This is a genomic window from Streptomyces sp. BBFR2, assembly GCF_044497305.1.
Lineage (GTDB): Bacteria > Actinomycetota > Actinomycetes > Streptomycetales > Streptomycetaceae > Streptomyces.
In genome coordinates, this window is the sequence record NZ_CP172415.1 from 5,879,094 (window position 1) to 5,905,567 (window position 26,474).

Annotated in this window: 23 protein-coding genes; 11 read left to right on the forward strand and 12 right to left on the reverse strand. The window is 73.6% G+C overall.

The features are described 5' to 3' along the window. Positions 1-46: 46 nt before the first annotated feature. From ACGH2B_RS23965 to eccD, 7 genes are all read right to left on the reverse strand, one after another. Positions 47-346: a YbaB/EbfC family nucleoid-associated protein gene (locus tag ACGH2B_RS23965; protein ID WP_399093579.1), complete on the reverse strand. Its 300-nt coding sequence runs from the start codon at positions 344-346 to the stop codon at positions 47-49. Next, the gene (locus ACGH2B_RS23970; protein WP_399093582.1) at positions 303-2,435 is read right to left on the reverse strand and encodes a WXG100 family type VII secretion target; all 2,133 of its coding nucleotides are present in this window, start codon (positions 2,433-2,435) and stop codon (positions 303-305) included. The genes ACGH2B_RS23965 and ACGH2B_RS23970 overlap by 44 nt, the downstream gene beginning before the upstream one ends. A gap of 74 nt (positions 2,436-2,509) precedes the next feature. Beyond that, on the reverse strand, positions 2,510-3,052 hold the full coding sequence (locus ACGH2B_RS23975) for a hypothetical protein (protein WP_399093585.1): 543 nt from the start codon (positions 3,050-3,052) through the stop codon (positions 2,510-2,512). 157 nt (positions 3,053-3,209) lie between these two features. Then, complete coding sequence (locus ACGH2B_RS23980; RefSeq protein WP_399093588.1) at positions 3,210-3,521, reverse strand: WXG100 family type VII secretion target; 312 nt, start codon at positions 3,519-3,521, stop codon at positions 3,210-3,212. Positions 3,522-3,620: 99 nt separating this feature from the next. Further along, on the reverse strand, positions 3,621-3,944 hold the full coding sequence (locus tag ACGH2B_RS23985) for a WXG100 family type VII secretion target (RefSeq protein ID WP_399093591.1): 324 nt from the start codon (positions 3,942-3,944) through the stop codon (positions 3,621-3,623). Positions 3,945-4,049: 105 nt separating this feature from the next. Continuing rightward, entirely contained in the window at positions 4,050-5,570 is a 1,521-nt protein-coding gene (gene eccB, locus ACGH2B_RS23990; protein WP_399093594.1) for a type VII secretion protein EccB, read from the reverse strand. Between the two features lie 150 nt (positions 5,571-5,720). Beyond that, positions 5,721-7,115, reverse strand: coding sequence for a type VII secretion integral membrane protein EccD (gene eccD, locus ACGH2B_RS23995; protein ID WP_399093598.1), 1,395 nt, complete (start codon positions 7,113-7,115; stop codon positions 5,721-5,723). Positions 7,116-7,654: 539 nt separating this feature from the next. Here eccD and eccCa point away from each other — a divergent pair. Next, positions 7,655-11,551: a type VII secretion protein EccCa gene (gene eccCa, locus ACGH2B_RS24000; RefSeq protein ID WP_399093601.1), complete on the forward strand. Its 3,897-nt coding sequence runs from the start codon at positions 7,655-7,657 to the stop codon at positions 11,549-11,551. 219 nt (positions 11,552-11,770) lie between these two features. Beyond that, positions 11,771-12,919: a glycosyltransferase gene (locus ACGH2B_RS24005; RefSeq protein WP_399093604.1), complete on the forward strand. Its 1,149-nt coding sequence runs from the start codon at positions 11,771-11,773 to the stop codon at positions 12,917-12,919. A 61-nt stretch (positions 12,920-12,980) separates the two neighbouring features. Here ACGH2B_RS24005 and ACGH2B_RS24010 read toward each other — a convergent pair whose 3' ends face one another. Both ACGH2B_RS24010 and ACGH2B_RS24015 read right to left on the reverse strand, forming a co-directional pair. Further along, positions 12,981-14,186, reverse strand: coding sequence for a S8 family serine peptidase (locus tag ACGH2B_RS24010; protein WP_399093607.1), 1,206 nt, complete (start codon positions 14,184-14,186; stop codon positions 12,981-12,983). 549 nt (positions 14,187-14,735) lie between these two features. Next, positions 14,736-15,500 (reverse strand): class I SAM-dependent methyltransferase, encoded by a 765-nt coding sequence (locus ACGH2B_RS24015; protein WP_399093610.1) that lies wholly within the window; start codon positions 15,498-15,500, stop codon positions 14,736-14,738. Between the two features lie 465 nt (positions 15,501-15,965). Here ACGH2B_RS24015 and ACGH2B_RS24020 point away from each other — a divergent pair, with 465 nt between their 5' ends. After that, on the forward strand, positions 15,966-16,301 hold the full coding sequence (locus tag ACGH2B_RS24020) for a DUF4333 domain-containing protein (protein ID WP_399093613.1): 336 nt from the start codon (positions 15,966-15,968) through the stop codon (positions 16,299-16,301). Positions 16,302-16,441: 140 nt separating this feature from the next. On the opposite strand, the gene ACGH2B_RS24025 is transcribed toward ACGH2B_RS24020, so the two are convergent. Both ACGH2B_RS24025 and ACGH2B_RS24030 read right to left on the reverse strand, forming a co-directional pair. Next, the gene (locus tag ACGH2B_RS24025; protein WP_399093616.1) at positions 16,442-17,065 is read right to left on the reverse strand and encodes a hypothetical protein; all 624 of its coding nucleotides are present in this window, start codon (positions 17,063-17,065) and stop codon (positions 16,442-16,444) included. Positions 17,066-17,226: 161 nt separating this feature from the next. Further along, complete coding sequence (locus ACGH2B_RS24030; protein ID WP_399093619.1) at positions 17,227-17,679, reverse strand: AQJ64_40280 family protein; 453 nt, start codon at positions 17,677-17,679, stop codon at positions 17,227-17,229. A 99-nt stretch (positions 17,680-17,778) separates the two neighbouring features. On the opposite strand from ACGH2B_RS24030, the gene ACGH2B_RS24035 reads away from it, so the two are divergent. The 6 genes from ACGH2B_RS24035 (at position 17,779) to ACGH2B_RS24060 (ending at position 23,051) form a co-directional block, all read left to right on the forward strand. Next, a complete protein-coding gene (locus tag ACGH2B_RS24035) occupies positions 17,779-17,904 on the forward strand; it encodes a hypothetical protein (protein ID WP_399093622.1) in 126 nt (41 codons plus the stop codon). A gap of 111 nt (positions 17,905-18,015) precedes the next feature. Beyond that, a complete protein-coding gene (argC, locus tag ACGH2B_RS24040; RefSeq protein ID WP_399093625.1) occupies positions 18,016-19,044 on the forward strand; it encodes an N-acetyl-gamma-glutamyl-phosphate reductase in 1,029 nt (342 codons plus the stop codon). Positions 19,045-19,120: 76 nt separating this feature from the next. Further along, positions 19,121-20,299, forward strand: a complete 1,179-nt coding sequence (gene argJ / locus ACGH2B_RS24045; RefSeq protein ID WP_399093628.1) for a bifunctional glutamate N-acetyltransferase/amino-acid acetyltransferase ArgJ — start codon at positions 19,121-19,123, stop codon at positions 20,297-20,299. 58 nt (positions 20,300-20,357) lie between these two features. After that, a complete protein-coding gene (gene argB, locus ACGH2B_RS24050) occupies positions 20,358-21,284 on the forward strand; it encodes an acetylglutamate kinase (protein ID WP_399093631.1) in 927 nt (308 codons plus the stop codon). Beyond that, on the forward strand, positions 21,281-22,498 hold the full coding sequence (locus ACGH2B_RS24055) for an acetylornithine transaminase (RefSeq protein ID WP_399093634.1): 1,218 nt from the start codon (positions 21,281-21,283) through the stop codon (positions 22,496-22,498). The genes argB and ACGH2B_RS24055 overlap by 4 nt, the downstream gene beginning before the upstream one ends. 7 nt (positions 22,499-22,505) lie before the next feature. Then, the gene (locus ACGH2B_RS24060) at positions 22,506-23,051 is read left to right on the forward strand and encodes an arginine repressor (RefSeq protein ID WP_399093637.1); all 546 of its coding nucleotides are present in this window, start codon (positions 22,506-22,508) and stop codon (positions 23,049-23,051) included. Between the two features lie 102 nt (positions 23,052-23,153). On the opposite strand, the gene ACGH2B_RS24065 is transcribed toward ACGH2B_RS24060, so the two are convergent. After that, positions 23,154-23,480, reverse strand: a complete 327-nt coding sequence (locus ACGH2B_RS24065) for a TraR/DksA family transcriptional regulator (RefSeq protein WP_399093640.1) — start codon at positions 23,478-23,480, stop codon at positions 23,154-23,156. A 434-nt stretch (positions 23,481-23,914) separates the two neighbouring features. Between ACGH2B_RS24065 and ACGH2B_RS24070 the strand changes: the two genes are divergently transcribed. Next, positions 23,915-24,877: a HAMP domain-containing sensor histidine kinase gene (locus ACGH2B_RS24070; RefSeq protein ID WP_399097272.1), complete on the forward strand. Its 963-nt coding sequence runs from the start codon at positions 23,915-23,917 to the stop codon at positions 24,875-24,877. Beyond that, positions 24,874-25,542, forward strand: a complete 669-nt coding sequence (locus ACGH2B_RS24075; protein WP_399093643.1) for a response regulator — start codon at positions 24,874-24,876, stop codon at positions 25,540-25,542. The genes ACGH2B_RS24070 and ACGH2B_RS24075 overlap by 4 nt, the downstream gene beginning before the upstream one ends. The last annotated feature ends 932 nt before the right edge of the window (positions 25,543-26,474 follow it).

The following is a 26,474-nucleotide window of genomic DNA, read 5'->3' on the forward strand; positions in this document are numbered from 1 at the left end:
CCGTACGGGAACCCGTACGGCACTGCGCGTTCATCCCGTTGCCCCGTCAACCCTGCTGCTGACCGGGGAGCGTGCCCCGGGTGAAGGCGCTCAGGAGGTCGTCCAGCGAGGAACGCCCCTCGGACATCGCCTTCATGTCGAACCCCTCGGGCAGGTGCGGCGCCATCGTCCGCTCCTTCGCCTCGGCGGCGTCCTCCTGCGCCCGCTGCACCGTCTCCAGCAGCGCCTTCGCCAGCTCCGCCGCGGCCATCGAGCGGTAGCGGGTGCTGTGCAGCTTGATGCCGGTCACCCGGCCCTGGGCGTCAGCCGTGACGCTGAGCAGATGATCCTTGGCCGTAGCCGTCACGCTGACCCTGTCGAGACTCTCCCGCGCCGCCCTGGCCTGCGCGTGAGCCTCCTCCAGACGTTCCAGGGCGTCCTCCATACGGCCCATCAGCGGGTTGCCATTCATCGGTCTCTCCCAGGTATGCGGTGTCGGCGAAGAGTGCGGTGCCCGGACGGCCCAGCACGGTGGGCGCCAGCTCCGGGTCGGTGCCCCACACGGCGGCGTCCTCGGCCAGCCAGGTGGTGCGCTCACGCTCCTGATTCTCCTGCCCCTTGCCGCCGCCCATTCCGTTGGCCATCGGCGGGAACAGCGGTACCCCCGAACCGTTCTTGCCGCCGGACGACGAGGTGGAGATCGGGCCGCGCACACCGCCGGTGCCGTTGGACCCGGAGGTGCCGGACGTCCCGCTCGTCCCGCTCTGGCCGTTGGACGAGATGGGGATGTTGCCGGAGCCGGTGCTCGTGCCGGGACGGAAACGGCTGGAGGAGGTCGGCGGCGGTGTGTACTTCTTCGAATCGTCCGGCGACCAGTGCCGCAGGTCGGACCGGCCCGGGCGTGGCGGCTTGTAGGTGATGTCCTTGCCACCCGTCAGATCCCGGCTGCTGCCCGGGTTCTGGTACGGGTTACGGCGGTTCCCGGTCGTGCCCGGCGGCGGCACGCTGCCCGGGTGGCGCAGGTACGGCGGGATGTTCCCGTCGCCCTTGCCGTCGCCGGTGTTGCCGGGGTTCAGGTCGCTGCCGAGGCCGTTGCCATTGCCGGTGTTGCCCGGGTTGAGGTCGCTGCCCAGGCCGTTCTTGTCGCCGTTGAGGCCGGTCCCCAGGCCGTTGCCGTTGCCGGTGTTCCCTGGGTTGAGGTCGCTGCCCAGGCCGTTCTTGTCGCCGTTGAGGTCGCTGCCCAGACCGTTGCCGTCCCCGGTGTTGCCCGGGTCGAGGTCGCTGCCGAGCCCGTTCTTGTCGCCGTTGAGGTCGCTGCCGAGGCCGTTGCCGTCGCCGGTGTTGCCCGGGTCGAGGTCCCCGGTACCGCCGTCGCCTTCGCCGGTACCCGGCGGGAGGTCCTTGTCGGTGTCCTTGTCGGTGTCGGGCAGGTTCTTGTCGAGGTCCTTGTCCGGGTCCTTGTCGCTCGTGCCCGGCGGGGGCGTCGCATTGCCGCCGTAACCACCGCCGTTGATCGCGTTCTCGATGCTCGGCGGTACGGGAACGAGATCCAGCGCCGACTGGGTGTACGCCGCCTTCAGCTTGGTGTTGATGTCGGGGACCTTGGCGTTGAGGTGCTGCTGGGCGGTCTGCAGCCAGAGTTCCTTGGCCTTCGCCTCGACCTGCTGCCAGGCGGACTCCTGGTCGATGTACCCGATCGTCTGCCCGTTGAGGACGAGTTGGGTGGTGCCGTGGCCGCCGCCCGGGTCATCCTTGTGGTTCACGTCCAGGCCCGACAGCACCTGCTGCAGCGCCCCGGCCGGCGTCCACGTCGGCTGCTGCCGCCAGGTGGTCAGGCTCTGCCGCATCTCGTCCACCGCGGTCCGCAGCGCCTGCCCCGCCTGGTTGATCGCGCCCAGATAGCCGCCGGACCCGCCGGGTCCGCCGGTCAGGTGGTCGATCTCCTCGAACGCCCGGGACAGCCGCATCAGCACGTCCGCGAACGAGGCGGACGCCGACCCCTTCCAGCCGCTCTCGGGGGAGTCCAGCTTGGCCCGCCACTGGTCGAGACCGATGTGGAAGTTGTTGAAGTACTGGATGGCGCCCGTGAGCTGTTCCTGGGCGGAGGTGAAGCTGGGCACCGACGTGACATCCGTGCCGGCGCCGCCCAGCGCGTCGACCACCTTCGTGGATCCCGCGCTGAGCTGGTACCAGGGGGACTTCTCGTCGTCCAGGCCCTCCTGCCCCTCCAGCATGGCGATACCGGCGGTCCGCGACAGCCCGCGCCCGTCGTCGTACCGCGTGACCCACTGGCCCTTCCACGGGTCCTGCCCGAGGGCGTAGTTCCAGTACGCGTGGGTCCAACTGACCGCGGTGACCGACTCCAGAGTGGGGATGAGGGTCAGCGCGGCGCCGCCCGCCGTCCCCTTCTGGAAGAAGGAGTTCAGCAGTTGGGACCAGTTCGTGGGGTCGGCCATGGGTCTGCTCCTGCGTGGGGTGCGGTCGGGGGCGGAGGGCGGCCGGGCCCCTCATGGAGCCGCCGCCACCCCGATCAGGCGGTGGTGTTCTGTTCGCCCTCGGTGTTCTGGGACCCGCCGCCGTTCTGGGTCCCGCCGTTCTCGTTGCCTCCGCCGTTCTGGTTGTCGGTGGTCGAGCCCGTCGGCTGGGTACCGCCGGAGCCCCCGCTGCCACCGCTGCCGCCGGAGCCACCGCTGCCACCGGAGCCCTTGCCGCCCGCCGACAGCGCGCCGCCGATGATGCTCTGGAGCTGCTGGGACGTCAGTTGGGTGTTCTCTTCCTCGATGTTGCTCATGGCGGTGCTGGTCTCAAGAAGCTGGACGATCATCTGCTCCGAGAGGTTGTACGCGGTGTCCAACTCCTTGAGCAGCGCCGTCGCCGCCGCCTTGAAGCGGCTCTGCAGATCGACGGCCGGCTGGTAGTTGGGGCCGCCCGGAAGCAGCTTGTCGGGGCCCTGGAAATGCCCGAGCGTCAGACGGGCCCGGTCGGCCGCGTCCCGCAGGTTGGTCAGCTCGTTCTCCCGGAAACCCTCCAGGGTCGCCTTCGTGAACGTCAGGGTTCCTTTGTCGTCCGCCATGTCTCGCTCCTGCTGGGTGAGGGCCGCGCACCCGGCGCGGGCCAACGGTGTCCGGTGCGGAAGTACGCGGTGATACGGGGGAGGGGCCCGCCGCGGGGCGGGCCCGGAGGCGGGCGGTGCGCGGTCAGCCGGCTCCGCGCACCGCCCGTACGGAGCGTCAACTGGCGGTGAGCGCGTTCCACTTGTTCTGCTCGGAACCGTCGACGTGCTGGTAGTTCGCCCGGACCTGGCCCAGCGTCCTGCCGCCCATGCCCAGCGTCGCGCGCATCTCGTCGACCTTCTGGATCCAGACGCGGTGCGCGGCGTCGTACGCCTCGATGGTCTGACCGCTCATCTCGCTGCGGACGGTGTTGACCTGGGCGTTCAGCTCTTCCAGGTAATTCTCGATCGTCTGCGTGTAGTTGATGAGTTCCTGGTGGCCCTGGTCCATGGCCGCGTGGTTGGTGCTGAAATCGGAGAAGCTGGGCATCTGGGACGTCCTCACGAATCGATGGGATGACAGGGGGGAGTGGCCGCCCGGGTGGCGGCCCGGTCACGGACCGCCGAGGCAGGTCCGCCCGCGCGTCGCTCAGCGGGGGTTGGTCTGCGACACCCAGTGCTTGGTCAGACCGAGGTTGTCCGACTCGTTGGTGGTGAAGTTGTTGCGGGTGCCGCCGAGCTGGTCCCCCATCGCCTGGAGGGAGTCCATGAGCCCCTTGAGCTGCGTCTGCCAGGTGGCCAGGGCGTCGCCGAAGCCGCCCGACGCGTTACCCGTCCAGGTACCGGCCAGCGCGATCTTGCTGTTCTCCACGCTGGAATGGATGTTCTGGCAGCTCACGTGCGTGTTGTCGATGGCCTTCGCCGCGACCTGGAGCGCGTGCTCAGTACTGGTGAACTGGTTTCCGGCGACCATGCGGAACTCCTCGGAGATCGGCGCCGGACGCGGACCCGGTGTCCGTGTCCCGGCGGGAACGTGCGGTGAACGGCGCCCGGGACGGGGCGGGCGAAGGACGGTACGTCATCCGGCCGCTCCCTTCCCGGAGTCTGGGGTGGCGCTCGCGGCGGCGCGGCACTCGGGATCCTCCGGTGCCTGCGGAGCCGACAGCGCGGGCTGCGCCGCCGCCACCGGATCGAGCACCGGACCCGTCGGCAGCAGCCGCAGCAGCGCGGACGGCAGCCGTACGGTCTCCGGCTCGGTGAACGACAGGGTCTTCAGCACCGCGTCGGAGGCCAGCGGGTACTTCGTCCCGTCCCCGGTCACGAGGTACGGCGCACCGGTGGTCCGGCCGCTGCCCGCACCACCGCGGCCCGGCAGCGGACGCGCCAGCACCGCCGTACCGGGCTGCGCGGTCACCAGACCCGGCTGCGGGCAGCCCGGCGCAGTGCTCTGCCGCGGGACGACCGGACGGCCACCGGCCAGCCGGCGGTCGGTCAGGGTGATCCGCTGCACCGGCGCGCCGCCGTGCGGGGTGACGGTCAGACAGGGCACGGCACCGCCCGGGGCGACGGCGCGGGGCGGCGCCGCGGGCAGCCCGGCCAGGAACTGCGCCGGCTCGCCCTTGGCCAGTGCCGGCCTGACCTGGTCCGGGGTGAGGGCGACGGCGGTGGGCGCGGCCCCGCCGTACGCCTTCTTCCGGGTGTCGGCGTCACCGGTCAGCAACTGCGAGCCGGTGAGCGTGAACGGCACCAGCCCGTCCTTGGTGAGCAGGTAGTACTGGTCGGCGGAGCTGGGCGTGCGCACCACGAAGAACTGGCCGACGGTCCGCTTCGTCCCGCCGATCTCCGGTCCCGCCGCGCCCCGCCCGGGGACGTCCGGCGCCGTCAGGTCCGGCCCGGCGGGGATGGCGGCGAGGAACGACTCGTCCACCGCGACCGGGTCGACGGTGCCGTAACCGAGCGCCTGCACGGCGCCGCCCTTGTCGTCCAGCCGCAGCCGCTGACCGTGCCAGAGCAGGAAGACCTTCTCCTTGGCGTCCTGGACGAGGACCGCCCGGGAGTCCGGCAGCGGCGGGCTGCCGGCGCTCACCCCGATCCCCACCGAGGTGGTCGCCAGCTCCCGCCCGTCGTCGCCGGTGCGGCTGGTGGCGCACACCTGCCAGGCGCCCCGGGAGAGCGCGGCACCCGACGGCAGCGAGTCGGGCGCGTCCGGGATGCCGATCGCCGTACCGCGCGGCACACCCGCGAGCGACTCCTGCGAAACCTCCTGGACCAGGCCCTTCGCACCGACGGCGAGCTTCGCCGAGGTGTAGTTGAGGACCGGGCGCAGCTCCCCGCCGCCGTAGAGGTACCGGGCGCCGGTCTCCTTCTCCACGATGATCGCGCCCGCCTGCTGCCAGGCCGTCGATCGCCCCGGGAAGAGCAGACCCGACACCGCGAACCCCACGCAGAGCAGCAGTCCGATGGCGAGGCCGATGACGGTCCCGCGCTTGGTACGGCCCATATGGGTGTCGATGGCGTCCGGGTCGGCGGAGAGCATGCTGGAGGTCAGGCGTCCCACCACGAAGGAGTACGCCTGGACCTGGTCCCGCCGTGACTGCATCTGCTCTCCTGCCACCGTGCTGCGCCCACTGCTGCCGGGCTGTGTTGTCGTGGTTCTCGGGACCGGACCGCGGGCCCGCGCCGGACGCGGACCCGCCGGGAAGGCGTACGGCGGTGCGCGGATCCGGTCGTCCGCCGCGCACCGCGGGGGTCAGCTCAGCCAGGCCCGCAGGGCGCCGAGCGCCCCCAGATCGATGAGGACGAGGGGGAACAGCGCGATCGCGCAGGCCGAGTGGAGCAGATCGGCGGCGCGCCCCCAGTACGGCACCAGCCGGCGGCCGGGCAGTGCCCAGGAGGCGATGGTCAGTCCGGCGCCGACCAGGAGCAGCACCAGCAGGACGAGCGCGCGGGTACCGGGGGAGCCGTGCCAGGCGAAGCCGAGGGCGGGCAGCAGCAGTCCGAGGCAGCCGGGGAGCACCACCGACAGCCGCTGGCGGGCCCCGGCCATCGCACGGGCGTGCAGCACCAGCAGCACGCTGAGCACCGCGCCGAGCGTCAGCGGCTCCCAGCCCCGCCCGGTGGAGAGCGCCACCAGGCACACCGCGCACAGCAGTCCGCAGGCCGCGTAGAGAGCGGTCATGTAGCGGTCGGCGACGCGGGTGCGCTCCAGGACGTCGGTGGAGGAGACCGGGTCGATGCCCTCCTGGAGTTCCTGGGCGTTGGTGGGCAGCGGCGGCAACCGCAGTCCGGCCAGCCGGAACGACAGCAGCGGTACGAAGGTGCCGAGGACGACGGTGACCGCGGCGACCGGACCGGCCGCCTCGGACGGCGCGAGCCCGGCGGTCAGCCCGAGGGCGCCGCCGACCGCGGTGAGGAGGAAGCCCAGCAGGACCGCGGTGAACAGCGGCGCCGCGGACGCCGCCGCGGCCAGCGCCAGGATCGCCGCGCCGCTGCCGGCCGCGGCGCCGGCCAGCAGCCGCGCCCCGAGCAGCGGGTCACCGGCCGGCCCGGCGGGCACGAACCAGCCCGCCACGAAGAGATAGGGGATGGCCAGCAGACCGAGGGTGGTCCCGGCGACCGCGTCCCCCACGGCCCGGGAGGCGCCGACCGCGCCGAGCAGCAGCAGGAGGCCGACCCCGGCGGTGGCCACGGAGTGCAGCAGCGGCAGACCGCTGGTGGCCAGCGGGACCAGCCCGGCCAGCAGTACGGCGGAGCCGAAGCCGAGGGCGAGACGGCGGGTGCCCTGCGGGCCCCACTGGTCGGCGCGCTCCCGCATCCCGGTGGCGACGCCGTCGACGAGGTCGTCGAAGTGCACGGGGGGCAACTGCTCGCGCCGTGGGCGCAGATGGAGCGTTTCGCCGTCCCGGAGGCCCAGGTCGGCGGGGGTCGACTCCTCGTCGAGGGCGGGGCGGCCGAGCCGCTGGAGGACCCAGCCGCCGTGCTCCACACCGGTTTCGTCGAGGTCGCCACCCGGGACGGAGCCGTGCTCCAGAAGTGACGGCATCACCTCGACCAGGGGCATGTCGGCCGGCAGACCGATCTCGAAGGAGCGCTCAGGCGCCTTGACGACGATCTTGCATATGTCGGCAACGATGGTGCTGCTCACGTCAGTTCTCGCCTTCCACCCCAACGTCGAGGGTCTTCAGCCAGGACGTCCCGCCGAGGTGGCGGCTCCCGCTCCGGTCGGACAGGTCAACGACCGACCGGTACAAAGCGGATAGACATCCGATGGCTGTGCCGACGCCTGTTCCTTGGGGGAGTGGGCCGTTGCACGGGCCGCGGAACGTCACGCTCCCGGCGCGACAGCATCGCTCTGCCTGCGTGGAGGGCGTCCTGGTGGAGAGGAAGTTAACACAAGTCTCTTTACAGATGACCGGTCCTGACGAAATCTTGAGCGATCTTCGTCGGGGCGGGCGGAAGGGCCCCGGAAGCGGCCATGGCATCATCTGGCCCACCAGCCCGACGCGCCGCCGATCGCCCGCTGTTGACGCCGCCGCCCCCTGCCCGGACACCCCCTCCGCCAGGGTCCGCCGGCTCCGGGGGCGGCCGGTTCCCGTACGTACCGAGAGGACCCGTGTGAGCCTCATCCTCTTCCGCCGTCCACCACGCAGGCCGGGCCCTGAGGTTCCCGGTGGCGAACTGGAATTGCAGGAGCCACCGGTCCTCCCCGAGCGGACCAGCAACCTCTCCGCGCTCTTCACCTACCTGCCGATGGCCGTCGCCTCCACCGGCATGGTGCTGATCTTCCTGCGGCCCGGCGGCGGCAGCGGCGTCTTCACCTACATGGTCGGCGGCATGATGCTGGTCAGTACGTTGGCCATGCTCATCGGCCAACTCGTGCGCAGCGCCGGGGAACGCAAACAGCGGCTGAGCGGTGACCGCCGGGACTACTTGCGCTACCTGTCGCAGAACCGGCGCCGGGTGCGCGAGGCGGTCGTCGGCCAGCGTGACGCCCACGCCTGGCGCAACCCCGACCCGGAGGCGCTGCGTTCACTGGTGCGAACGTCCCGGCTGTGGGAACGGCGCACCTCCCACGACGACTTCGCCGAGGTCCGTCTCGCCGTCGGCGACCAGCGGCTCGGCATGCGCGTCGCGCCCATGGAGACCAAGCCCGTCGAGGACCTGGAGCCGCTCGCCGCCCACGCGCTGCGCCGCTTCATCCGCGCCTACACCTCCGTCGCCGACCAGCCCATCGCGCTTTACCTCCGCGGCTATGCCCGTGTCCAGTTGCGCGGCGACGACGAGACGGCACGCGCCATGGTCCGGGCCCTCATCGGACAGCTCGCCGTCTTCCACGCCCCCGAGGAACTGCGCCTCGCCGCCTGCACCTCCAAGGACACCCTGGAGCACTGGGAGTGGCTGAAGTGGCTGCCTCACGCACTGCATCCGACCGAGCACGACGGGGCCGGACAGCGCCGGCTGGTCACCGACGACACCACCGAATTCGCCGAACTCCTCGGAGGTCTGCTCTCCGACCGCCCGCGGTTCGACCCGCAGGCCGCGCCCGGTAAGGAGGAGCCGTTCACCGTCGTCGTCCTCGACGGTGCCGGCATCCCGGGCGACGACCGGCTGGCCGGCGGCGGCTACCGCAACTGCGTCGTCATCGACCTGGGCGCCGGCCTCGCCTGGGGCGGCCCGCACACCCTCGGCCTGGAGGCCGAACCCGGCCATCTGCGCGCCGTCGGGCGGGACCGCAACGGCCGCGAGACCGTCTCCCGGCTCGGCCGCCCCGACGCCCTCGCCCTCGTCCGCGCCCGCGCCCTGGCCCGCATGATCGCGCCGTACCGGATGAGCGTGACCACCGAGGTCGCCGAGCCGCTGGAGTCCGACTTCCAGCTCACCACCCTGCTGGGCATCTCCGATCTGCACACCCATGAGCTGGAGCGGTTCCACGAGTTCCGCGGCCCGGGGGAGCGCGACCGGCTGCGCGTCCCGGTCGGTGTCGCCGCCGACGGCTCGCCCGTCGAGATCGACCTCAAGGAGTCCGCGCACAACGGCATGGGCCCGCACGGCATGCTCATCGGCGCCACCGGCTCCGGCAAGAGCGAGCTGCTGCGCACCCTCGTCACCTCGCTCGCCCTCACCCACTCCTCCGAGATCCTCAATCTCGTCCTGGTGGACTTCAAGGGCGGCGCCACCTTCCTCGGCCTGGAGAACCTGCCGCACACCTCCGCCGTCATCACCAACCTCGCCGACGAGGCGGCGCTGGTGACCCGTATGCACGACGCGGTCCACGGCGAACTGATCCGCCGCCAGGAACTGCTGCGCGCCGCCGGCAACTACACCAACAACCTGGAGTACGAGAAGGCCCGTCTCGCCGGGACCCCGCTGGCGCCGATGCCGTCGCTCGTCATCATCGTCGACGAGTTCAGCGAACTGCTCGCCGCCCACCCCTCGTTCATGGACCTCTTCGTCATGATCGGACGGCTCGGCCGCAGCCTCGGCGTCCATCTGCTCCTCGCCTCCCAGCGCCTCGACGAGGGCCGCGTCCACCAGCTCGAATCGCATCTGTCGTACCGCATCGGCCTGCGCACCTTCTCCGCCATGGAGAGCCGCGGCGTCCTCGGTGTCCCCGACGCCCACCAACTGCCGCCCGCCCCCGGCAACGGCTACCTCAAGAGCGACACCGCCACCCTCACCCGCTTCAAGGCCGCCTACGTCTCCGGGCCCTACGAGGCCCGGCGCCGCAGCGCCCCGAGCGCCCAGGGCGGCGGCTCGGCCGTCCCGTACCGCTCCGGCTACGTCGCGCCCACCCGGCCCGTCGTCCCCGCCGAGCCCGAACCGGACGGGGACCGCGAACAGCTCACCCTGCTGGAGACCGCCAACCGGCGCCTGCTGGACGCCGGCGGCCCGCCCGCCCACCGCATCTGGCTGCCCCCGCTGGACGTCCCGCCGACCCTCGACGAGATGCTGCCCGCCGGCCCCGAGGACCTCGCGCGCCGCTACGACCCCGCCAACACGGAGCCCGGACCGCTGCGGGTGCCCGTCGGTGTCATCGACCGCCCCTTCGACCAGCGGCGCGACCCGCTCCTCGCCGACCTCTCCACCACCGGCGGCCACCTCGGCGTGGCCGGCGGCCCACAGACCGGCAAGAGCACCCTGCTGCGCACCGTCATCACCGCGCTCGCCCTCACCCACACCCCGCGCGAGGTGCAGTTCCACTGCCTCGACTTCGGCGGCGGCAACTTCGGTGTGCTGTCCGGACTGCCGCACATGGGCACCATCAGCAGCCGCGTCCACACCGAACGCATCCAGCGCACCGTGGGCGAACTGGAGAACCTGCTGACCCGCCGTGAGGAGCAGTTCGCCGACGCCGACATCGACGGCATCGCCGACTACCGCAGGCGCCGCGCCGCCGGGGAGTTCGCCGACGACCCCTGGGGCGACGTCTTCCTCGTCGTCGACGGCTGGTCGACGCTGCGCAACGACTTCTTCGACCTGAGCCAGGACATCGCCCAACTCGGCTCTCGCGGCCTCAACTACGGCATCCACCTGCTGATCTCCTCGCCCCGCTGGGCCGACATCCAGCCCGCCCTGCGCGATCAGATCGGCAGCCGCTTCGAACTGCGGCTCGGCGACCCGGTCGACTCCGTCGTCAACATGCGCAAGGCCAAGGAGGTCCCCCGTATCCCCGGCCGCGGTCTGACCGAGGACACCTACCACTTCCTCACCGGACTGCCCCGCACCGACGGCGACGGCAACGCCGCCACCCTCACCGAGGGCACCCAGGAGACGGTCGCCGCGATCCGCGCCGCCTGGGGCGACCGCCCCGGCGCCCCCGCCGTGCGGATGCTGCCGAACACCGTCCACGCCACCGAACTGCCCGCGCCGGCCGGCCGCGACGTCCCGCTCGGCCTGGAGGAGAACGAACTCGCCGCCTTCCGCCAGGACTTCGACGCCGACCCGCACCTCCTCGTCATCGGCGACACCGAGAGCGGCAAGACCAACCTGCTGCGCCTCGTCGCCGACTCGATCGTCCGCACCCACACCGCGAGCGAGGCCAAGTTCGCCTTCGTCGACCTGCGGCGCGAGCTGTACGACGCGGTGCCCGAGGAGTACCGCCTCGACTACGCGGTCTCCCTCGACGCGGCACGCGAGATGGTCCGCAACTGCGCCGCCTCGATGCGGCCCCGCATCCCCGGCCCGGACATCACCCCCGACCGGCTGCGCAAACGCGACTGGTGGAAGGGCCCGCAGGTCTTCCTCATCGCCGACGACTACGACCTGATCGGCGGCGGCGGAATCGGCGCGCAGAGCCCGTTCGAGCCGCTGATCGACATCCTCACCCAGGGCTCGGAGATCGGCTTCCACCTGATCCTCGCCCGCGCCGCCGGCGGCGTCGCCCGCGCCATGAACGACCCGCTGCTGCGCCGCCTCGTCGAGGCGAACACCAACCGCCTGCTGCTCTCCTGCCCGCCCGCCGAAGGCGTCCTCTTCGGCGACGTCCGCCCCCGTACGTACCCGCCGGGCCGCGCGCAGTGGATCGCCCGCCGCCGCAACATCCAGGTCCAGACGGCGCTGCTGGCGGAGAAGGAGCACTAGGAGCGCCGCCCGCGGAACCCGCTCGGAAGCGGAAAGTGCCGGTCATCCCCGTACACGGCGGGGGGCCGGCACTTTTCCGTTCCCGAGCGGGCCGCCCCGCCGCCCCGTACGGCACCGCCACGCGGCCGACTGCGCCCGCACGCCGCATCCGCGCCCCGGGCGCGCCCGCCCGGGCGCACCATGACCGGACCGCCCCACGACGAGGAACCCGCAAACGCCATGACCTTACGGATAGCCCTCACCGCCGAACCGGTGCCGTCGCACGTCACCGCGCTCGACTACGTCATCGGACCGGCCCGGGAACAGGGCCACGAGATCACCCTCCACGCCCCGCCCATGTTCCGCCGCGAGGCCCGCCGCCGGGGCATCGCGTACCAGCGGGCGGGCACCGACTGGACCTGCGAGCCCGGTGTGCAGGAGACGGCGAGCGCGATCCGGCTGCGGCACGGGAACGCCGCCTTCAACCGTCACGTCTTCGGACAGCTCTGGCCCGAACGGGCCGGCGCCAAGGCCCGCGATCTGCTCGCCGCCTGGCGCCGGGACCGGCCCGACCTCGTGATCGCCGAATGCAGCGACCCGGGCGCCCACCTCGCGGCCCGGGTCCTGCGGCTGCCGCTGCTCGCGGCGGACAACGGCCTCGGCCCGCTGCTGCGAGACCTCTGGGACACCGATATCGCACCCGCCCTGCACCCCCTCCACAAGCAGTACGCACAGGACGCCCCGGCCCTGCCCCCGATGCTCACCCCCGCCCCGCTCCCGTGGTTCCACCGGACGCCCCCGGCCGCCGCGTACCCGGTCCGGCGCACCGTCGCCGACCACCGGACCGTGCTGCCCGAGTGGCTGGACCGCGCCCCCTCCACGCGCCCCCTCGTCTACGCGAGCCTGGGCACCCTGACCACCGCGATGCCGGGACTGCGCCCCACCATCGAGGGCGTCTACCGGGAGATCCTGGCCGCGCTCACCGCGCTCGGCTGCGACGCGGTCGTCTCCGCGGGCGCCCTCGCGTCCCGGCTGACCTGCGACGATCCGCGCATCACCGTGGTGGCGCACGTACCGCAGCCCGCGCTGCTGCACCGCGCCGACCTCTTCGTCACCCACGGTGGCCGGGCGTCCCTGCTCGACGCGGTCCAGGGCGCGACCCCCGTCCTGGGCCTGGGCGTCCTCGCCGACCAGCCCGCCAACGCCGCCGCGTTCGCCCGGCACCGGCTGGGCCGGGCACTGCCGCTCACCGCACCGCGCGAGGAGATCGCCACCGCCTTGACGGACCTCCTCGGCGACCCTCGGTACACCGACGCCATGGCCGACGCCCGCACCGCCCTGGCCCGGCTGCCCCCGCTCGACCTCACCCGGCTGCCGGAACTCCGCTGAACACACGACGGCGGGGCGCGCCGGGCATCGTCCGCCCGGTGCGCCCCGCCGTTCCGCGCCGCTACGGCGCGCGCCAGCCGCGCGCCCGGCCCCGGGGGATCACCACCGCGAGCAACGCCGCCACCGCCGCCACCGCGGCGACGCCGCCCGCCATCGCCCACACCGGCCCGGAGGCGACCTGGGGCGGCGGCTGATCGGCCTGGTAGGCGGCGGCGACCGTGCCCTTGCCGGGCGGGGCGGTGCCGTCGCCCGGCCGCAGCGCGGCCACCGCGCCCTCCGGGTCGACCATGCCGTAGCCGGTCGCCGGATCCGGGACCGCCCCGGCGCCGCGCACCGCCGTGGCCCGCAGCCGCTCCCGTACCGCGTCGGCCGACAACTGCGGATCGCGGGCCCGGACCAGCGCGGCGGTCCCGGCGACGAACGCCGCCGCCACCGGGTCGCCGCTCCCCGTGAAGTGCCCGCCGCCGGGACCCACGCTGAGCACCCGGTCGCCGGGGGCCGTCAGATCGACGCGGACGGTCGCCCCGCCCGGCTGAGCCGCCTGCCGGGGGTCGCCGCCGAGCGGTTCGCCCGCCACGTTGACGGCGGCCACGCTGATCACCCGCGGATAGGCGGCGGGGTAGGAGACCGCGCGGCTGTGGCTCTCCGTACCCGCGCCCGCCACCACGACGACATCCTTCTTCTGCGCGTACGCCAGCGCCGACTTCAGCGCCCCGCTGGAGCGCGCGGCACCCACGCCGACCAGGACCACCCGCGCGCCGTCGTCGATGGTCGCGCGGATGCCCGCGGCCACCGTGTCGGGGTCGGCGTCGTCGCTGTACCCCTCCGCCTCGACGGACGCCCCGACGATCCGGGCCTGCGGGGCGACGCCCTCGAAGCCGATGCCCGCGGCGGGGGCGGCGGCGACCACCCCGGCGAGGAAGGTGCCGTGCCCGGAGCAGTCCTTGCCGGTGCCGGACGCCCGCCCGGACAGCGCCGGGACGGAGGCGTCGAGTCCGCCGTCGACCACCCCGACCGTCACCCCGCGGCCCTCGCTGAGCGGATGCGCCTTCTCGGTACCGAGCAGCTTCTGCGGCCACGGCGTGGCCCTGGCCAGGGCGGAACTGTGCTTGACGCACTTCGTGGTGTCGAGCGACGTGGAGATCTGCGGCAGTACGGCGGAGTCGGCGAGCGGGGCCGCGACGGCCGGTACCGGCGCCGCCCCGGCGAGCAGGACGCAGCCCACCGCGGTGGCCCGCAGGGAGAATTTCCGCCGGCGGTCGGACACGAAAATGCCTCCTGGAGCAGGTCGGACAGCGGCCGCCCGCAGCGGCCGTCCTGTGCTTGACCGGGATCATACGCAGAACCCCCCGGCACACGAACGCGCAGCCGACGTGCGCCACTTTGTCCCCCCACCCGGAAACCGGACCGCCCCGCCGGAACACACCGGGACGGCAACGGGGAGGGCGACGGGGGGAGTTGGCGGGTGCGGGCGAGGGGGAGAGTGCGGGCGGGTCCGGGGCGCGGGCGGTCGGGCCCGAGGGGTCCGGGCCCGAGCGGCTGAGGCGGAGGTCTGAAGTGCAAGCCTGAGGCGCGGGCTTGAGCCGTTGCCCTGGGGTGCGGGGGCCCGGCGCCGGAGTCCTGGGCCTGAGGTGCGGGCCGAGGCACTGTCCCGAGGGGGCTGGGCTTGAGGCGCGGGCGGCCCGGTCCGAGGTGCGGGCCCAGGGTGCGGGTCCGAGGCGCGGGCCCAGCTCCCACCTCGGCCGACGGCCCGCCCTCCTCGGCCGGCAAGCCCCGGCCCGCACCCTCGTCCCCGTAGGAAAAGCCTCCTACCCGCTCACACCGCCGGCTTCCGGGCCTCGATCAGGAAGCGGGTGGTCCGGGCCTGGAACGGGCCCTCGGCGCGGATCTTCTCGTCCAGCTCGCGCAGCCGGTCGCGGTAGGCGGCCACGGTGAAACCGGGCACCATCCAGATCACCTTCCGCAGGAAGTACACCACCGCGCCGATGTCCTGGAACTCCGTCCGCAGCGACTCCGACCGCAGGTCGACGACGTCCAGACCGGCCGCCTCGGCCCCCCGCCGGGCGTCGTCCGGGTGGCGGCGGCGCCGCACCTCCGCCGGCTGCGGCCCCAGGAAGAACTCCACCAGCTCGAAGACGCTCGCCGGGCCGACCTGCTGCGACAGATACGTCCCGCCCGGCTCCAGCACCCGGGCGATCTCCTGCCACCACACCGTCACCGGATGCCGGCTGACGACGAGATCGAAGGCGGCGTCGGCGAACGGCAGCGGAGGCTCGTCCGCGTCCGCGACCACCACCACCCCGCGCGGCCGCAGCAGCCGCGTCGCCGTGGCGACGTTCGGCGGCCATGCCTCCGTCGCGGCCACCAGCGGCGGCAGCCGATCGACCCCGGCCAGCACCTCCCCGCCGCCGGTCTGTACGTCCAGCGCCGCCGACGCGCGCGCCATCCGCGCCCCCATCAGCCGCTGATACCCCCACGACGGGCGTTCCTCCGTCGCCCGCCCCGCGAGCCAGGAGAAGTCCCAGCCGTCCATCGGAGCCCGCTCGGCCTCCGCCACCAGATCCTCGAACGTTCGTGACACGCCCCGATGGTCCCACCCCCCTCACGAGCCACCGGGTCACCACGCGGCGGACGTCTCCGGCCGCTCCCGACCGGACGCCGTGCCCGTCCGTACGGGCCTTCTGGTCGCCGCCGTCTCCCGGCCGGGAGACGGCACGGGCGTGGTCCGACGAGCGGACCGGCCGCGCCGAGGGCCGCCGGCGGCGTGCGGACGCCCCGGGTGAACTCATCGCCGCCGGACAGGCCGGCCGACCGCGGCACCCCTCACGCCGTACGACAAAAACCGCGATGTCCCTTTCGCCGCCCGCGCGCCGGAACAGCTCTGTAACAGACCTCCGCCGCACCGAACGCGGGGCGCCGCTCCCGCCGTCTCGCCGGGTGTTCCGCATGCCCGCCGGGCGGGCGCGGGCCGCCGTGGCTGAGGTGGCGGCGCGCCGCGGGACGTACCGCGGGCCGGAGTGGTCGCGGGAACGTGAGGAGCACAGCGATGAAGCGCATCATGATCGCCCTGGGCGTGGTCGCCGTACTGGCGGTGGGCGCGGCGGTGACCGTGTGGAACATGACGGGGGACGGCTCGGTCGCCACCGCCGAGGGGTCGGTGGTGCCGCGGGCCGAGGTGGAGGAGCGCGCGGTGAGCGACTTCCCCTACCCCGGCGACGAACCCGACGCGGTGAAGTGCCCCGGAGGTCTGTCCGCCGAGAAGGGCGCGGTCGTACGGTGCACCGCTGTCTTCGGGGAGAAGAGCAAGACCATGGAGGTCTCCGCCGACGAGGTCGAGGGCGACCAGGTCACCCTCGGCTTCGGCCTGCTGAACCGGGGCTGAACGCCCGCCGGGCCACCGGCCGCGCCCGCCGCGCCCTTGGCCTCGGTCACCGCACCGACGGGCGCGGTCCCTCCCCTGTCTCTCCCCGTCTCCCCCGCGTCCCCCGTCTCCGCTCCGTCCCCTCCGTCAGGCCCTCCCCGTCAGGCGTGGAAGCCGATCGTGCCGTAGCCGGGGTGGTCGGCGGCGAGCCGCATCCAGCCGAGGCTCTGCTGCACCGCTTCGGCCACGTCGTCGCCGACCGGCTCCGGGCGGGGTATCCGCCCCTCGTCGACGGCCCGCTGGGCATCGGCGAGCTGCTCCAGTGCCTGGAGGATCCGCTCGTGCGTCCAGACACCGGCGCTCACGGTGTCGGTCCGGGGCAGGGGGGCGGGCATCGGGCCGAAGAAGTCCGTGAGGGCGACCGCGGTGACGCCGAGGCCCTTCAGACCCTGGTCGACGGCGGAGAGCCAGGCGCCGCGGTGCGGGGTGAAGTGGTCGTTCGGGAGGAAGGAGCCGGTCGAGGAGCACAGCCGCTGGTAGGCGTTGGCGTACGCGAAGGAGTGGGATCTCCGCTCGCTGAACGGGCCGCCGTTGACCACCGCCTGGAGCGCCTCGTCGGCGGTGGGCGCGCCGTTCTCGATCTCGTGGTCGAAGTACTCGTCGTCCGCCTTCATGTCGTAGCCGAAGTTGATGCGGATGTCGCCCAGGACATCGTCGTCGCGGGAGCCGATCATGGCGTGGACGGCGGCCACGTCGACCAGGTAGACGTGCAGGGAAGAACTCATGGCACGAACATAAGTGACCCCACTGACATCACCGGCCGACCGGGCGCCTCCGGGCCCGCGGAGGCGGTGCGGTGAGGGCCCGGCCCCTGCGCGCAGACGCTCCCCACGGCCCCTGGAACGGTCCCGGATGCCCCCGGGGAAGGCCCAACCAGGCTGCCGAATCAGGTGGTTGGCCCCGTGCCCCGCGCCTCGCGGAGGGCCGGCCGTACGGCTTCGCCCACGAGTGCGTGGGCCGTCCCGCCGGGCAGCGCGGGCAGCTCCGCCCAGTGGGTCACGAACTCGTCGTCGGGGAGGAAGGGGCCTTCCGTGCCGGGTTCGCCGGGGTGCGTGGCGCAATCGTGCGGCTCGGTGCCGTCGTCGGCCGTGGGGCCGTAGGTGTATCCGTCGGAGTCGAAGAAGCAGTCGTGGTGGACCACGCCGGCTCCGCAGGTGTGCACGGTGGCGAAGACCATCGGCCTGACCAGCCAGTACGGCTGCCCCACGCCCCGTTCCGACTCGGCGCGGGTCTTGGGAGGGTAATGGCCGGTGACGGCCACGGCCACGGGCCGGCCGCCCTGCCGCGGCAAGCGCTCGCGTGCGTCGATCCAGGTGACCGCGGCTTCGAACTGTGCCATCTCGTCGCTCCTTTGTACCGGTGCCGACCGGGCCGCTCTCCGGACCCCGCCCGTACCTTCTCTCCGGACTCCGTTCCGCACCATAAGGACCCCCGCGGGATGATCGGGGTTGCCAGGAAGCTCCCGGCGGAGGCGGAGGCGGAGGCGGAGGCGGAGGCGGAGGCGACGGCGAAGAGCGCGGCGGCGAAGGCCGCGCCGCCTCCGGCCCGGCCGGCGAGCCCGTGAGCGTCACCCGCTCCGGAACGATCGGTGGGTCACTCCCGCCGCCCGTCCACCGAATGGATTGCATAAAACTGCCGTCGACCGTATAGTCATGCCATCGAGGAGGAGGGTTCCATGGCGGTACGTGCAGCAGTGGCCGGAGCGAGCGGATACGCGGGGGGTGAGGTCCTGCGTCTGCTTCTGGGGCACCCGGAGGTCGAGATCGGCGCGGTGACCGGGCACTCCAACGCAGGTCAGCGCCTGGGCTCCCTCCAGCCGCACCTGCTCCCGCTGGCCGACCGTGAGGTGCGGCCGACCTCCGCCGAGGTGCTGGCCGGGCATGACGTCGTCTTCCTCGCGCTGCCGCACGGACAGTCCGCGGCCGTCGCCGAGGAGCTGGGCCCGGAGGTGCTGGTCATCGACTGCGGCGCCGACTTCCGGCTGCGGGACGCCGCCGACTGGGAGACGTTCTACGGCTCGCCGCACGCCGGTTCTTGGCCGTACGGGCTGCCCGAGCTGCCCGGCGCGCGGGCGGCGCTCCAGGGGACGAAGCGGATCGCGGTGCCGGGCTGCTACCCGACCGCCGTCTCGCTGGCGCTCTTCCCCGCCTACGCCGCGCGGCTCGCCGGGCCCGAGGCGGTGATCGTCGCCGCGTCCGGCACCTCCGGCGCCGGTAAGTCCGCCAAGCCGCATCTGCTGGGCTCGGAGGTCATGGGCTCGATGAGCCCGTACGGCGTCGGCGGTGGCCACCGGCACACCCCGGAGATCATCCAGAACCTCAGCACGGTGGCGGGCGAGCGGATCGGTGTCTCGTTCACACCGATGCTCGCGCCGATGCCCCGCGGCATCCTCGCCACCTGCACCGCCGAGGCGCTGCCGGGCGTGGACGCGGCGGCGGTCCGCGACGCGTACGCGAAGGCGTTCGCGGACGAGCCGTTCGTGACGCTGCTGCCCGAGGGGCAGTGGCCGGCGACCGCCGCGGTGTACGGCGCCAACACCGCGCAGCTCCAGGTCACCCTGGACCCGGCGGCCGGGCGGATCATCGCGATCTGCGCGATCGACAACCTCGCCAAGGGCACCGCAGGCGGCGCGGTGCAGAGCATGAACCTCGCCCTCGGCCTCCCGGAGACCACCGGGCTGCCGCGCGTCGGGGTGGCCCCGTGACCCGTACGGGCGGGCAGTACGGGGCGGGCGCCGGGGCCACGACGGACCCGGCCGGAGAGAAGACCGAGGAGAAGCAGTGAGCGTCACGGCAGCACAGGGATTCACGGCGGCGGGCATCGCCGCCGGGATCAAGGAGAACGGCAACCCGGACCTCGCCCTCGTGGTGAACCACGGGCCGCGCCTGGCCGCCGCGGGCGTCTTCACCTCCAACCGCGTCAAGGCCGCGCCGGTCCTCTGGTCCGAGCAGGTCCTCAAGGGCGGCGAGGTCTCCGCCGTTGTCCTCAACTCCGGTGGCGCCAACGCCTGCACCGGCCCGCAGGGTTTCCAGGACACCCACGCCACCGCCGAGAAGGTCGCCGCCGCCCTGAACGCCGCGGGCCACGACCGGGACGGCGGCCACGCCCCCGGTGCCGTCGCCGTCTGCTCCACCGGCCTGATCGGCGAACCGCTGCCGATGGACAAGCTGCTCAGCGGCGTCGACACGGCCGTCGCCCAGCTCACCGCGCACGGCGGCGAGAAGGCCGCCATCGCCATCAAGACCACCGACAGCGTCCACAAGACCGCCGTCGTCGCCGGTGACGGCTGGACCGTCGGCGGGATGGCCAAGGGCGCCGGGATGCTCGCGCCGGGCCTGGCCACCATGCTCGTCGTCCTCACCACCGACGCCGACGTGCCCGCCGCCCGACTGGACACCGCGCTGCGCGCCGCGACCCGCACCACCTTCGACCGCGTCGACTCCGACGGCTGCATGTCCACCAACGACACGGTGCTGCTGCTGGCCTCCGGCGCCTCCGGGGTCGTCCCGGAGACCGCCGCGTTCGCCGAGGCCGTCCGCGCCGTCTGCGACGATCTGGCCCGGCAGCTCATCGGCGACGCCGAGGGCGCCAGCAAGGACATCCGCATCGAGGTGGTGGGCGCCGCGAGCGAGGACGACGCCGTCGAGGTCGGCCGCTCCATCGCCCGGAACAACCTCCTCAAGTGCGCCATCCACGGCGAGGACCCCAACTGGGGCCGGGTGCTCTCCGCCATCGGCACCACCTCCGCCGCCTTCGAGCCCGACCGGCTGAACGTCGCCATCAACGGCGTCTGGGTCTGCCGGAACGGCGCCGTCGGCGAGGACCGTACCCTCGTCGACATGCGCTACCGCGAGGTGCGGATCACCGCCGACCTCGCCGCCGGCACCGAGTCCGCGGTCATCTGGGCCAACGACCTCACCGCCGACTACGTCCACGAGAACAGCGCGTACTCGTCGTGACGCACCGCCCGTTCGCCGCCCGCGTATCCGCACCGAGCCCAGCCAGCGAGGCCGTCGCATGAGTACCCGTAAACACACCGCGTTGCCGAAGGCCCGCACCCTCATCGAGGCGCTGCCCTGGCTGACCCGGCACCACGGCAAGACCGTCGTCATCAAGTTCGGCGGCAACGCCATGATCGACGACGACCTGAAGAACGCCTTCGCCCAGGACGTCGTCTTCCTGCGCCACGCCGGACTCCGCCCGGTCGTCGTGCACGGCGGCGGTCCGCAGATCAGCGCCCAACTCGACCTCCTCGGCCTGGAGTCGGAGTTCAAGGCGGGCCTGCGGGTCACCACCCCCGAGGCGATGAACGTCGTCCGGATGGTGCTCGCCGGGCAGGTCCAGCGCGAACTGGTCGGCCTCCTCAACCGCCACGGCCCGCTCGCCGTCGGTATGACCGGCGAGGACGCCCAGTTGATGACCGCCACCAAGCACTACGCGTCGATCGACGGCGAGCGCGTGGACATCGGCCGGGTCGGCGAGGTCACCGCCATCGACACCGGAGCCGTCCAGGCCCTCCTCGACGACGGCCGGATCCCCGTCATCTCCTCCGTCGCGGCCAGCGGCGACGACGGTGACCACGGCGTCTTCAACGTCAACGCCGACACCGCCGCCGCCGCCCTCGCCGCCGCGCTGGGCGCCGAGACGTTGATGGTCCTCACCGACGTCGAGGGGCTCTACGAGGACTGGCCCGACAGCGACGAGGTCATCTCCCGGCTCACCGCCACCGAACTGGAGGCGCTGCTGCCGGACCTGGCCAGCGGCATGGTCCCCAAGATGCGCGGCTGCCTGCACGCGGTCCGCAACGGCGTGCACACCGCCCGGGTCATCGACGGGCGGGTCCAGCACTCGATCCTGCTGGAGATCTTCACCGATGAGGGCATCGGCACGATGGTCGTGCCGGACGACGACACCGACAGCGGCACGGACGAGGGGGCGGTATGAGCGACACCACCGGCAACACGGAATTCCAGCAGCGCTGGCAGGGCGCCCTGATGGACAACTTCGGCACCCCGCGCCTGGCCCTGGTCCGCGGTGAGGGCACCACGGTCTGGGACGCCGACGGCGCCGCCTACCTCGACTTCCTCGGCGGCATCGCGGTCAACGCCCTCGGCCACGCCCACCCCGCGGTGGTCCGCGCCGTCACCGACCAGGTGCGGACGCTCGGCCACGTCTCCAACTTCTTCGTCTCCGGGCCGACCGTCGCGCTCGCCGAGCGGCTGCTCGCCCTCGCCGGGCGCCCCGGACGCGTCTACTTCTCCAACTCCGGCGCCGAGGCCAACGAGGCGGCCTTCAAGATCGGCCGCCGCACCGGCCGCACCCACATGGTCTCCACCACCGGCGGCTTCCACGGCCGCACCATGGGCGCCCTGGCCCTGACCGGCCAGCCCGCCAAGCAGGAGCCCTTCGCCCCGCTGCCCGGCGACGTCAGCTACGTCCCGTACGGCGACGTCGAGGCGCTGCGCGCGGCGGTCACCACCGACACCGCGTTCGTGATCCTGGAGCCGCTGCAGGGCGAGAACGGCGTCGTCGTCCCGCCGCCCGGCTACCTCCGGGCCGCCCGGGAGATCACCGCCGCCACCGGCACCCTCCTCGTCCTCGACGAGATCCAGACCGGCATCGGCCGCACCGGCCACTGGTTCGCCGCCCAGGAGGAAGGCGTCGAGGCGGACGTCGTCACGCTGGCGAAGGGGCTGGGCGGCGGGCTGCCGATCGGCGCGACGCTGGCGTTCGGCCCGGCCGCCGAGTTGCTGACGCCCGGCTCGCACGGCTCGACGTTCAGCGGCAACCCGGTCGTCTGCGCGGCGGCGCTCGCCGTCCTGGACACCATCGAGCGGGACGGACTGCTCGACCACGTCAAGCGGGCCGGGGAGCGGCTGCGCTCCGGGATCGAGGCGCTGGCGCACCCCGCCGTCGCCTCGGTCCGCGGTGCGGGCCTGCTCCTGGGTATCGTCTTGACCGAGCCCCTCGCGCCTCAGGCGCAACAGGCGGCTCAGGACGCGGGCCTGCTGGTGAACGCGGTCGCGCCGGACGTCATCCGGCTCGCCCCGCCGCTGATCGTCTCCGACGACGACGTGGACACGTTCCTCCGCAAGCTGCCCGGCGTCCTCGACACGGCCCGCGAAGCGGCCGACGGGGAACAACGATCCGGAGACTGACGAAGCGATGATCGACGCGCAGGACGACAACGAGACCCTCGGCGGAGGTCAGGCCGTACCGCAGACCCGTACCGCCCGCCACCGCCGGATCGTGGACATCCTCAACCGGCAGGCGGTCCGCTCGCAGAGCCAGCTCGCGAAGCTCCTCGCCGACGACGGACTCTCCGTCACCCAGGCGACGCTCTCCCGCGATCTGGACGAGCTGGGCGCGGTGAAGATCCGCAACACCGGCGGTGAGCTGATCTACGCGGTGCCCAGCGAGGGCGGCGACCGCACCCCGCGGGCGCCGCTGGGGGAGTCGGCCAAGGAGGAGCGGATGCGCCGCCTCTCCGGGGAGCTGCTGATCTCCGCCGAGGCGTCCGCCAACCTCGTCGTGCTGCGCACCCCGCCGGGCGCCGCGCAGTTCCTCGCCTCCGCCATCGACCAGGCCGAACTGCACGACATCCTCGGCACCATCGCCGGCGACGACACGCTGATGCTGATCAGCCGCGACCCGGCGGGCGGTCAGGCGCTCGCCGACCACCTGCTGCGACTGGCCCAGAAGGCGCACTGAACCACCGACCGGGCCCGGCGACCGCCGCGCCCGGTCCGTGCCGTACGCACCGATGGCCCGGACACCCCGCGGGATGTCCGGGCCATCGTCACGTCCGGCGGCTCAGCCCGCGTGCTCCTGACAGCCCACACAGCACCGGGCGTACGGCAGGATCTCCAGCCGCTCGGCGGGCACCGGCTCGGCGCACCGCACACAGACGCCGTACGTGCCCGCGTCCAGCCGCGCCTCGGCCTGCCCGATCTCCGCGAGGACCTGGCGGATCGCGGCGGTCTGCGAGGTCAGCAGCGCGTCGGTACCGGGCGGCGCCCCGCCCTCGATGGCCGTGAGCTGCGCCAGCCGGGCGTCGCGCTCGTGCGCCAGGCGCCGGCGGGCGTCGTCGGCACCGATCCGTTCGGCAGGGGTCTCGGCGCGGGCCGCATCAGGCGACATCGTGGACGGTTCCTTTCGCTGCGCCACGGGATCGGCGGCGGGCGTGCCCCGGCCCGGACACGGGACCGGGCCGGGACGCGGCCACCGCCGCTCCCGGTACGCCACCGGCTGCGTACCGGGGCGGGCGGGTGACGGGACGGCGGGCGGCGGTCACCGCCCGGCCGGGAGCGCCCGCACCGCGACGCCGGGGCGACGCACCGCCCGGCGAGCACGGCACCGCCGCCCCCGGTCCACCCTGACCGCCGCCGCCCGCCCCGTACATGGGTGACACCACCCATCTCCGGGTGCGCCGGGGCGGTATCCGCGCCTCCGGATGGGCCCCGCGCCCGATCGACGGTGCCGCCCGGGGACCGGCAGGCTGGGCGCCGACCCGGGCGCCCCCATGGGTCACGGCGGATGGGAGAGTGACCCGGATCAAGGAGGTGTGGCGCGCGGTGTCGCTGTTCTGGCGGATCTTCGGGCTCAACGCGGTGGTGCTGGGAGCGGCCACCGCGTTGCTGCTGTGGGCGCCGGTGACCGTTTCGGTGCCGGTGGGGCTGACCGAGGCGGTGGTGCTCGTCGGCGGTCTCGTCGTCATGCTCGTCGCCAACGCGGCGCTGCTCCGCATCGGTCTGGCCCCGCTCGACCGGCTCACCCAGCGGATGGTCACCGTCGACCTGCTGCGCCCCGGCCACCGGCTGCCCGTCAACGGCCGCGGCTCCGTCGCCGTCCTGCTGCGCACCTTCAACGAGATGCTGGACCGGCTGGAGTCCGAACGCGCCGCCAGCACCGCCCGCGCCCTCTCCGCCCAGGAGTCCGAGCGGCGCCGTATCGCCCGGGAGCTGCACGACGAGGTGGGCCAGAGCATGACCGCGGTGCTCCTGGAGCTGAAACGCGCCGCCGACCGCGCCCCGGAACACCTGCGCGGCGAGCTGCGCCATGCCCAGGAGACCACCCGGCTGTCCCTGGACGAGGTCCGCCGCATCGCCCGCCGGCTGCGCCCCGGCGTCCTCGACGACCTGGGCCTGACCAGCGCCCTCACCGCCCTCGCCACCGACTACGCCACCCACACCGGGCTCACCGTGCGCTGCCGCTGCGACAGCGGCGTACCGGAGCTGGGCGCCGCCGCCGAGCTGGTGGTCTACCGCGTCGCCCAGGAGGCGCTGACCAACACCGCCCGGCACGCCGACGCCCGCACCGTCGAACTGACCCTGCGTCAGAAGTCTGGGGCGGTGGTGCTGGAGGTCCGCGACGACGGCCGCGGCATGGGCCGGGCGCGCGAGGGCGCCGGTCTGCGCGGGATGCGCGAGCGCGCCCTGTTCATCGAGGCGGGCCTGGACATCGGACCCGCGCCCACCGGCGGCCTCGCCGTCCGGCTGACCGTCCCGCTGCCCGGCGAAGGAAAGGGAGCCGCATGACCGGCCGCACCGCGCCCGGCCCCGTCCGCATCCTGCTCGCCGACGACCACGCCCTCGTCCGGCGCGGCGTCCGGCTGATCCTGGACGGCGAGCCGGACCTGGAGGTCGTCGCCGAGGCGGGCGACGGCGCCGAAGCCCTCGCGCTGGCCCGCGAACACCGCCCCGACCTGGCCGTCCTGGACGTCGCGATGCCCCGGATGACCGGCCTCCAGGCGGCCCGGGAACTCTCCGCCGCACTCCCCGGCACCCGGCTGCTGATGCTGACGATGTACGACAACGAGCAGTACTTCTTCGAGGCGCTCAAGGCGGGCGCGTCCGGCTACGTCCTGAAATCCGTCGCCGACCGGGACCTCGTCGAGGCGTGCCGCGCCGCGATGCGCGGCGAGCCCTTCCTCTACCCCGGCGCGGTCACCGCCCTGATCCGCCACTACCTCGACCGCGTCCGCCAGGGCGACGGCGTACCGGAACGCATCCTCACCGCCCGCGAGGAGGAGGTCCTCAAACTCGTCGCCGAGGGCCACTCCTCCAAGGAGATCGCCGCCACCCTCGTCATCAGCGTCAAGACCGTCGACCGCCACCGCGCCAACATGCTCCACAAACTCGGCATGCGCGACCGCCTGGAACTGACCCGCTACGCGATCCGCACCGGCCTGATAGAGCCGTAACGGCAACGCCGACGGCGGAGCGGGTGGAACGGCTGGAACGGCCAGGACGGGTGGAACGGCTGGAGCGGGTGGATCGGCCGGAACAGCAGCCAGGACGGGTGGAACGGCCGGACTGGATGGAACGGCCGGAGCGAGTGGGACGGCTGGAACGGCCAGGACGGGTGGAACGGCCGGAGCGGGTGGAACGGCCGGAACGGCCAGGACGGGTGGAACGGTCAGGACGAGTGGAACGGCCGGAACGGTCAGGACGGCTGGAACGGCTGGAACGGACGGAACGAATGGCGGGGAAGGGGAGGGGCGGTATGGCGCGCTACGACGAGCGGCAACCGGGGGGCCCGCCCGCCCGCACCCCACGCCCGCCTGCCCTCCGCGCCTCGCGTGCCTGCGGATCCCGCGTCCCGCGTACTCCCGCCCTCCGCGCGCTGCCCGGCCCCGCCCTCCGCGTCCTCCTGCTGCTCACCGCTCTGCTGCTGGGCGTGCTCCCGCCACCGACGGGGGAGCGGGGGGCACCGCCGTCCTCCTACGCGGCGGAAGCCGCCCGCCCGACGGGTGCCGGGTACGCGCCGGGCGGCGGGCCCGCGCCGGATTCCGCGTTCGCCGGGGGAGCCGCTTCCGGGCCGGGCGCGGTGCACAGGGCCGGTGCCGCCTTGGGGCCGCGCACCCCCGCCGCCCCGTCCGTTCCCTTCGCCCCGGGCGCCGCCTCCGGGCCCGGCGCTGCCCCGGAGCCTCGCGCCGCTTCCGTTCCGGGGGGCGGTCCGGAGCGGGGAAACGCCGCCCCGGGCACCCATTCCGGGCCTCTTCCTCCCGCCCCGTCCGGCGCCCTCCCGCATCCGGGCGCCCCCTCCGAAGCGCACTCCCACGCCACCCCGCACGCCCCGGCGCCTTTGGCGGCCGCCGCCGTGTCCCCGCATTCCGGGGCCTCCTTCGTCCGG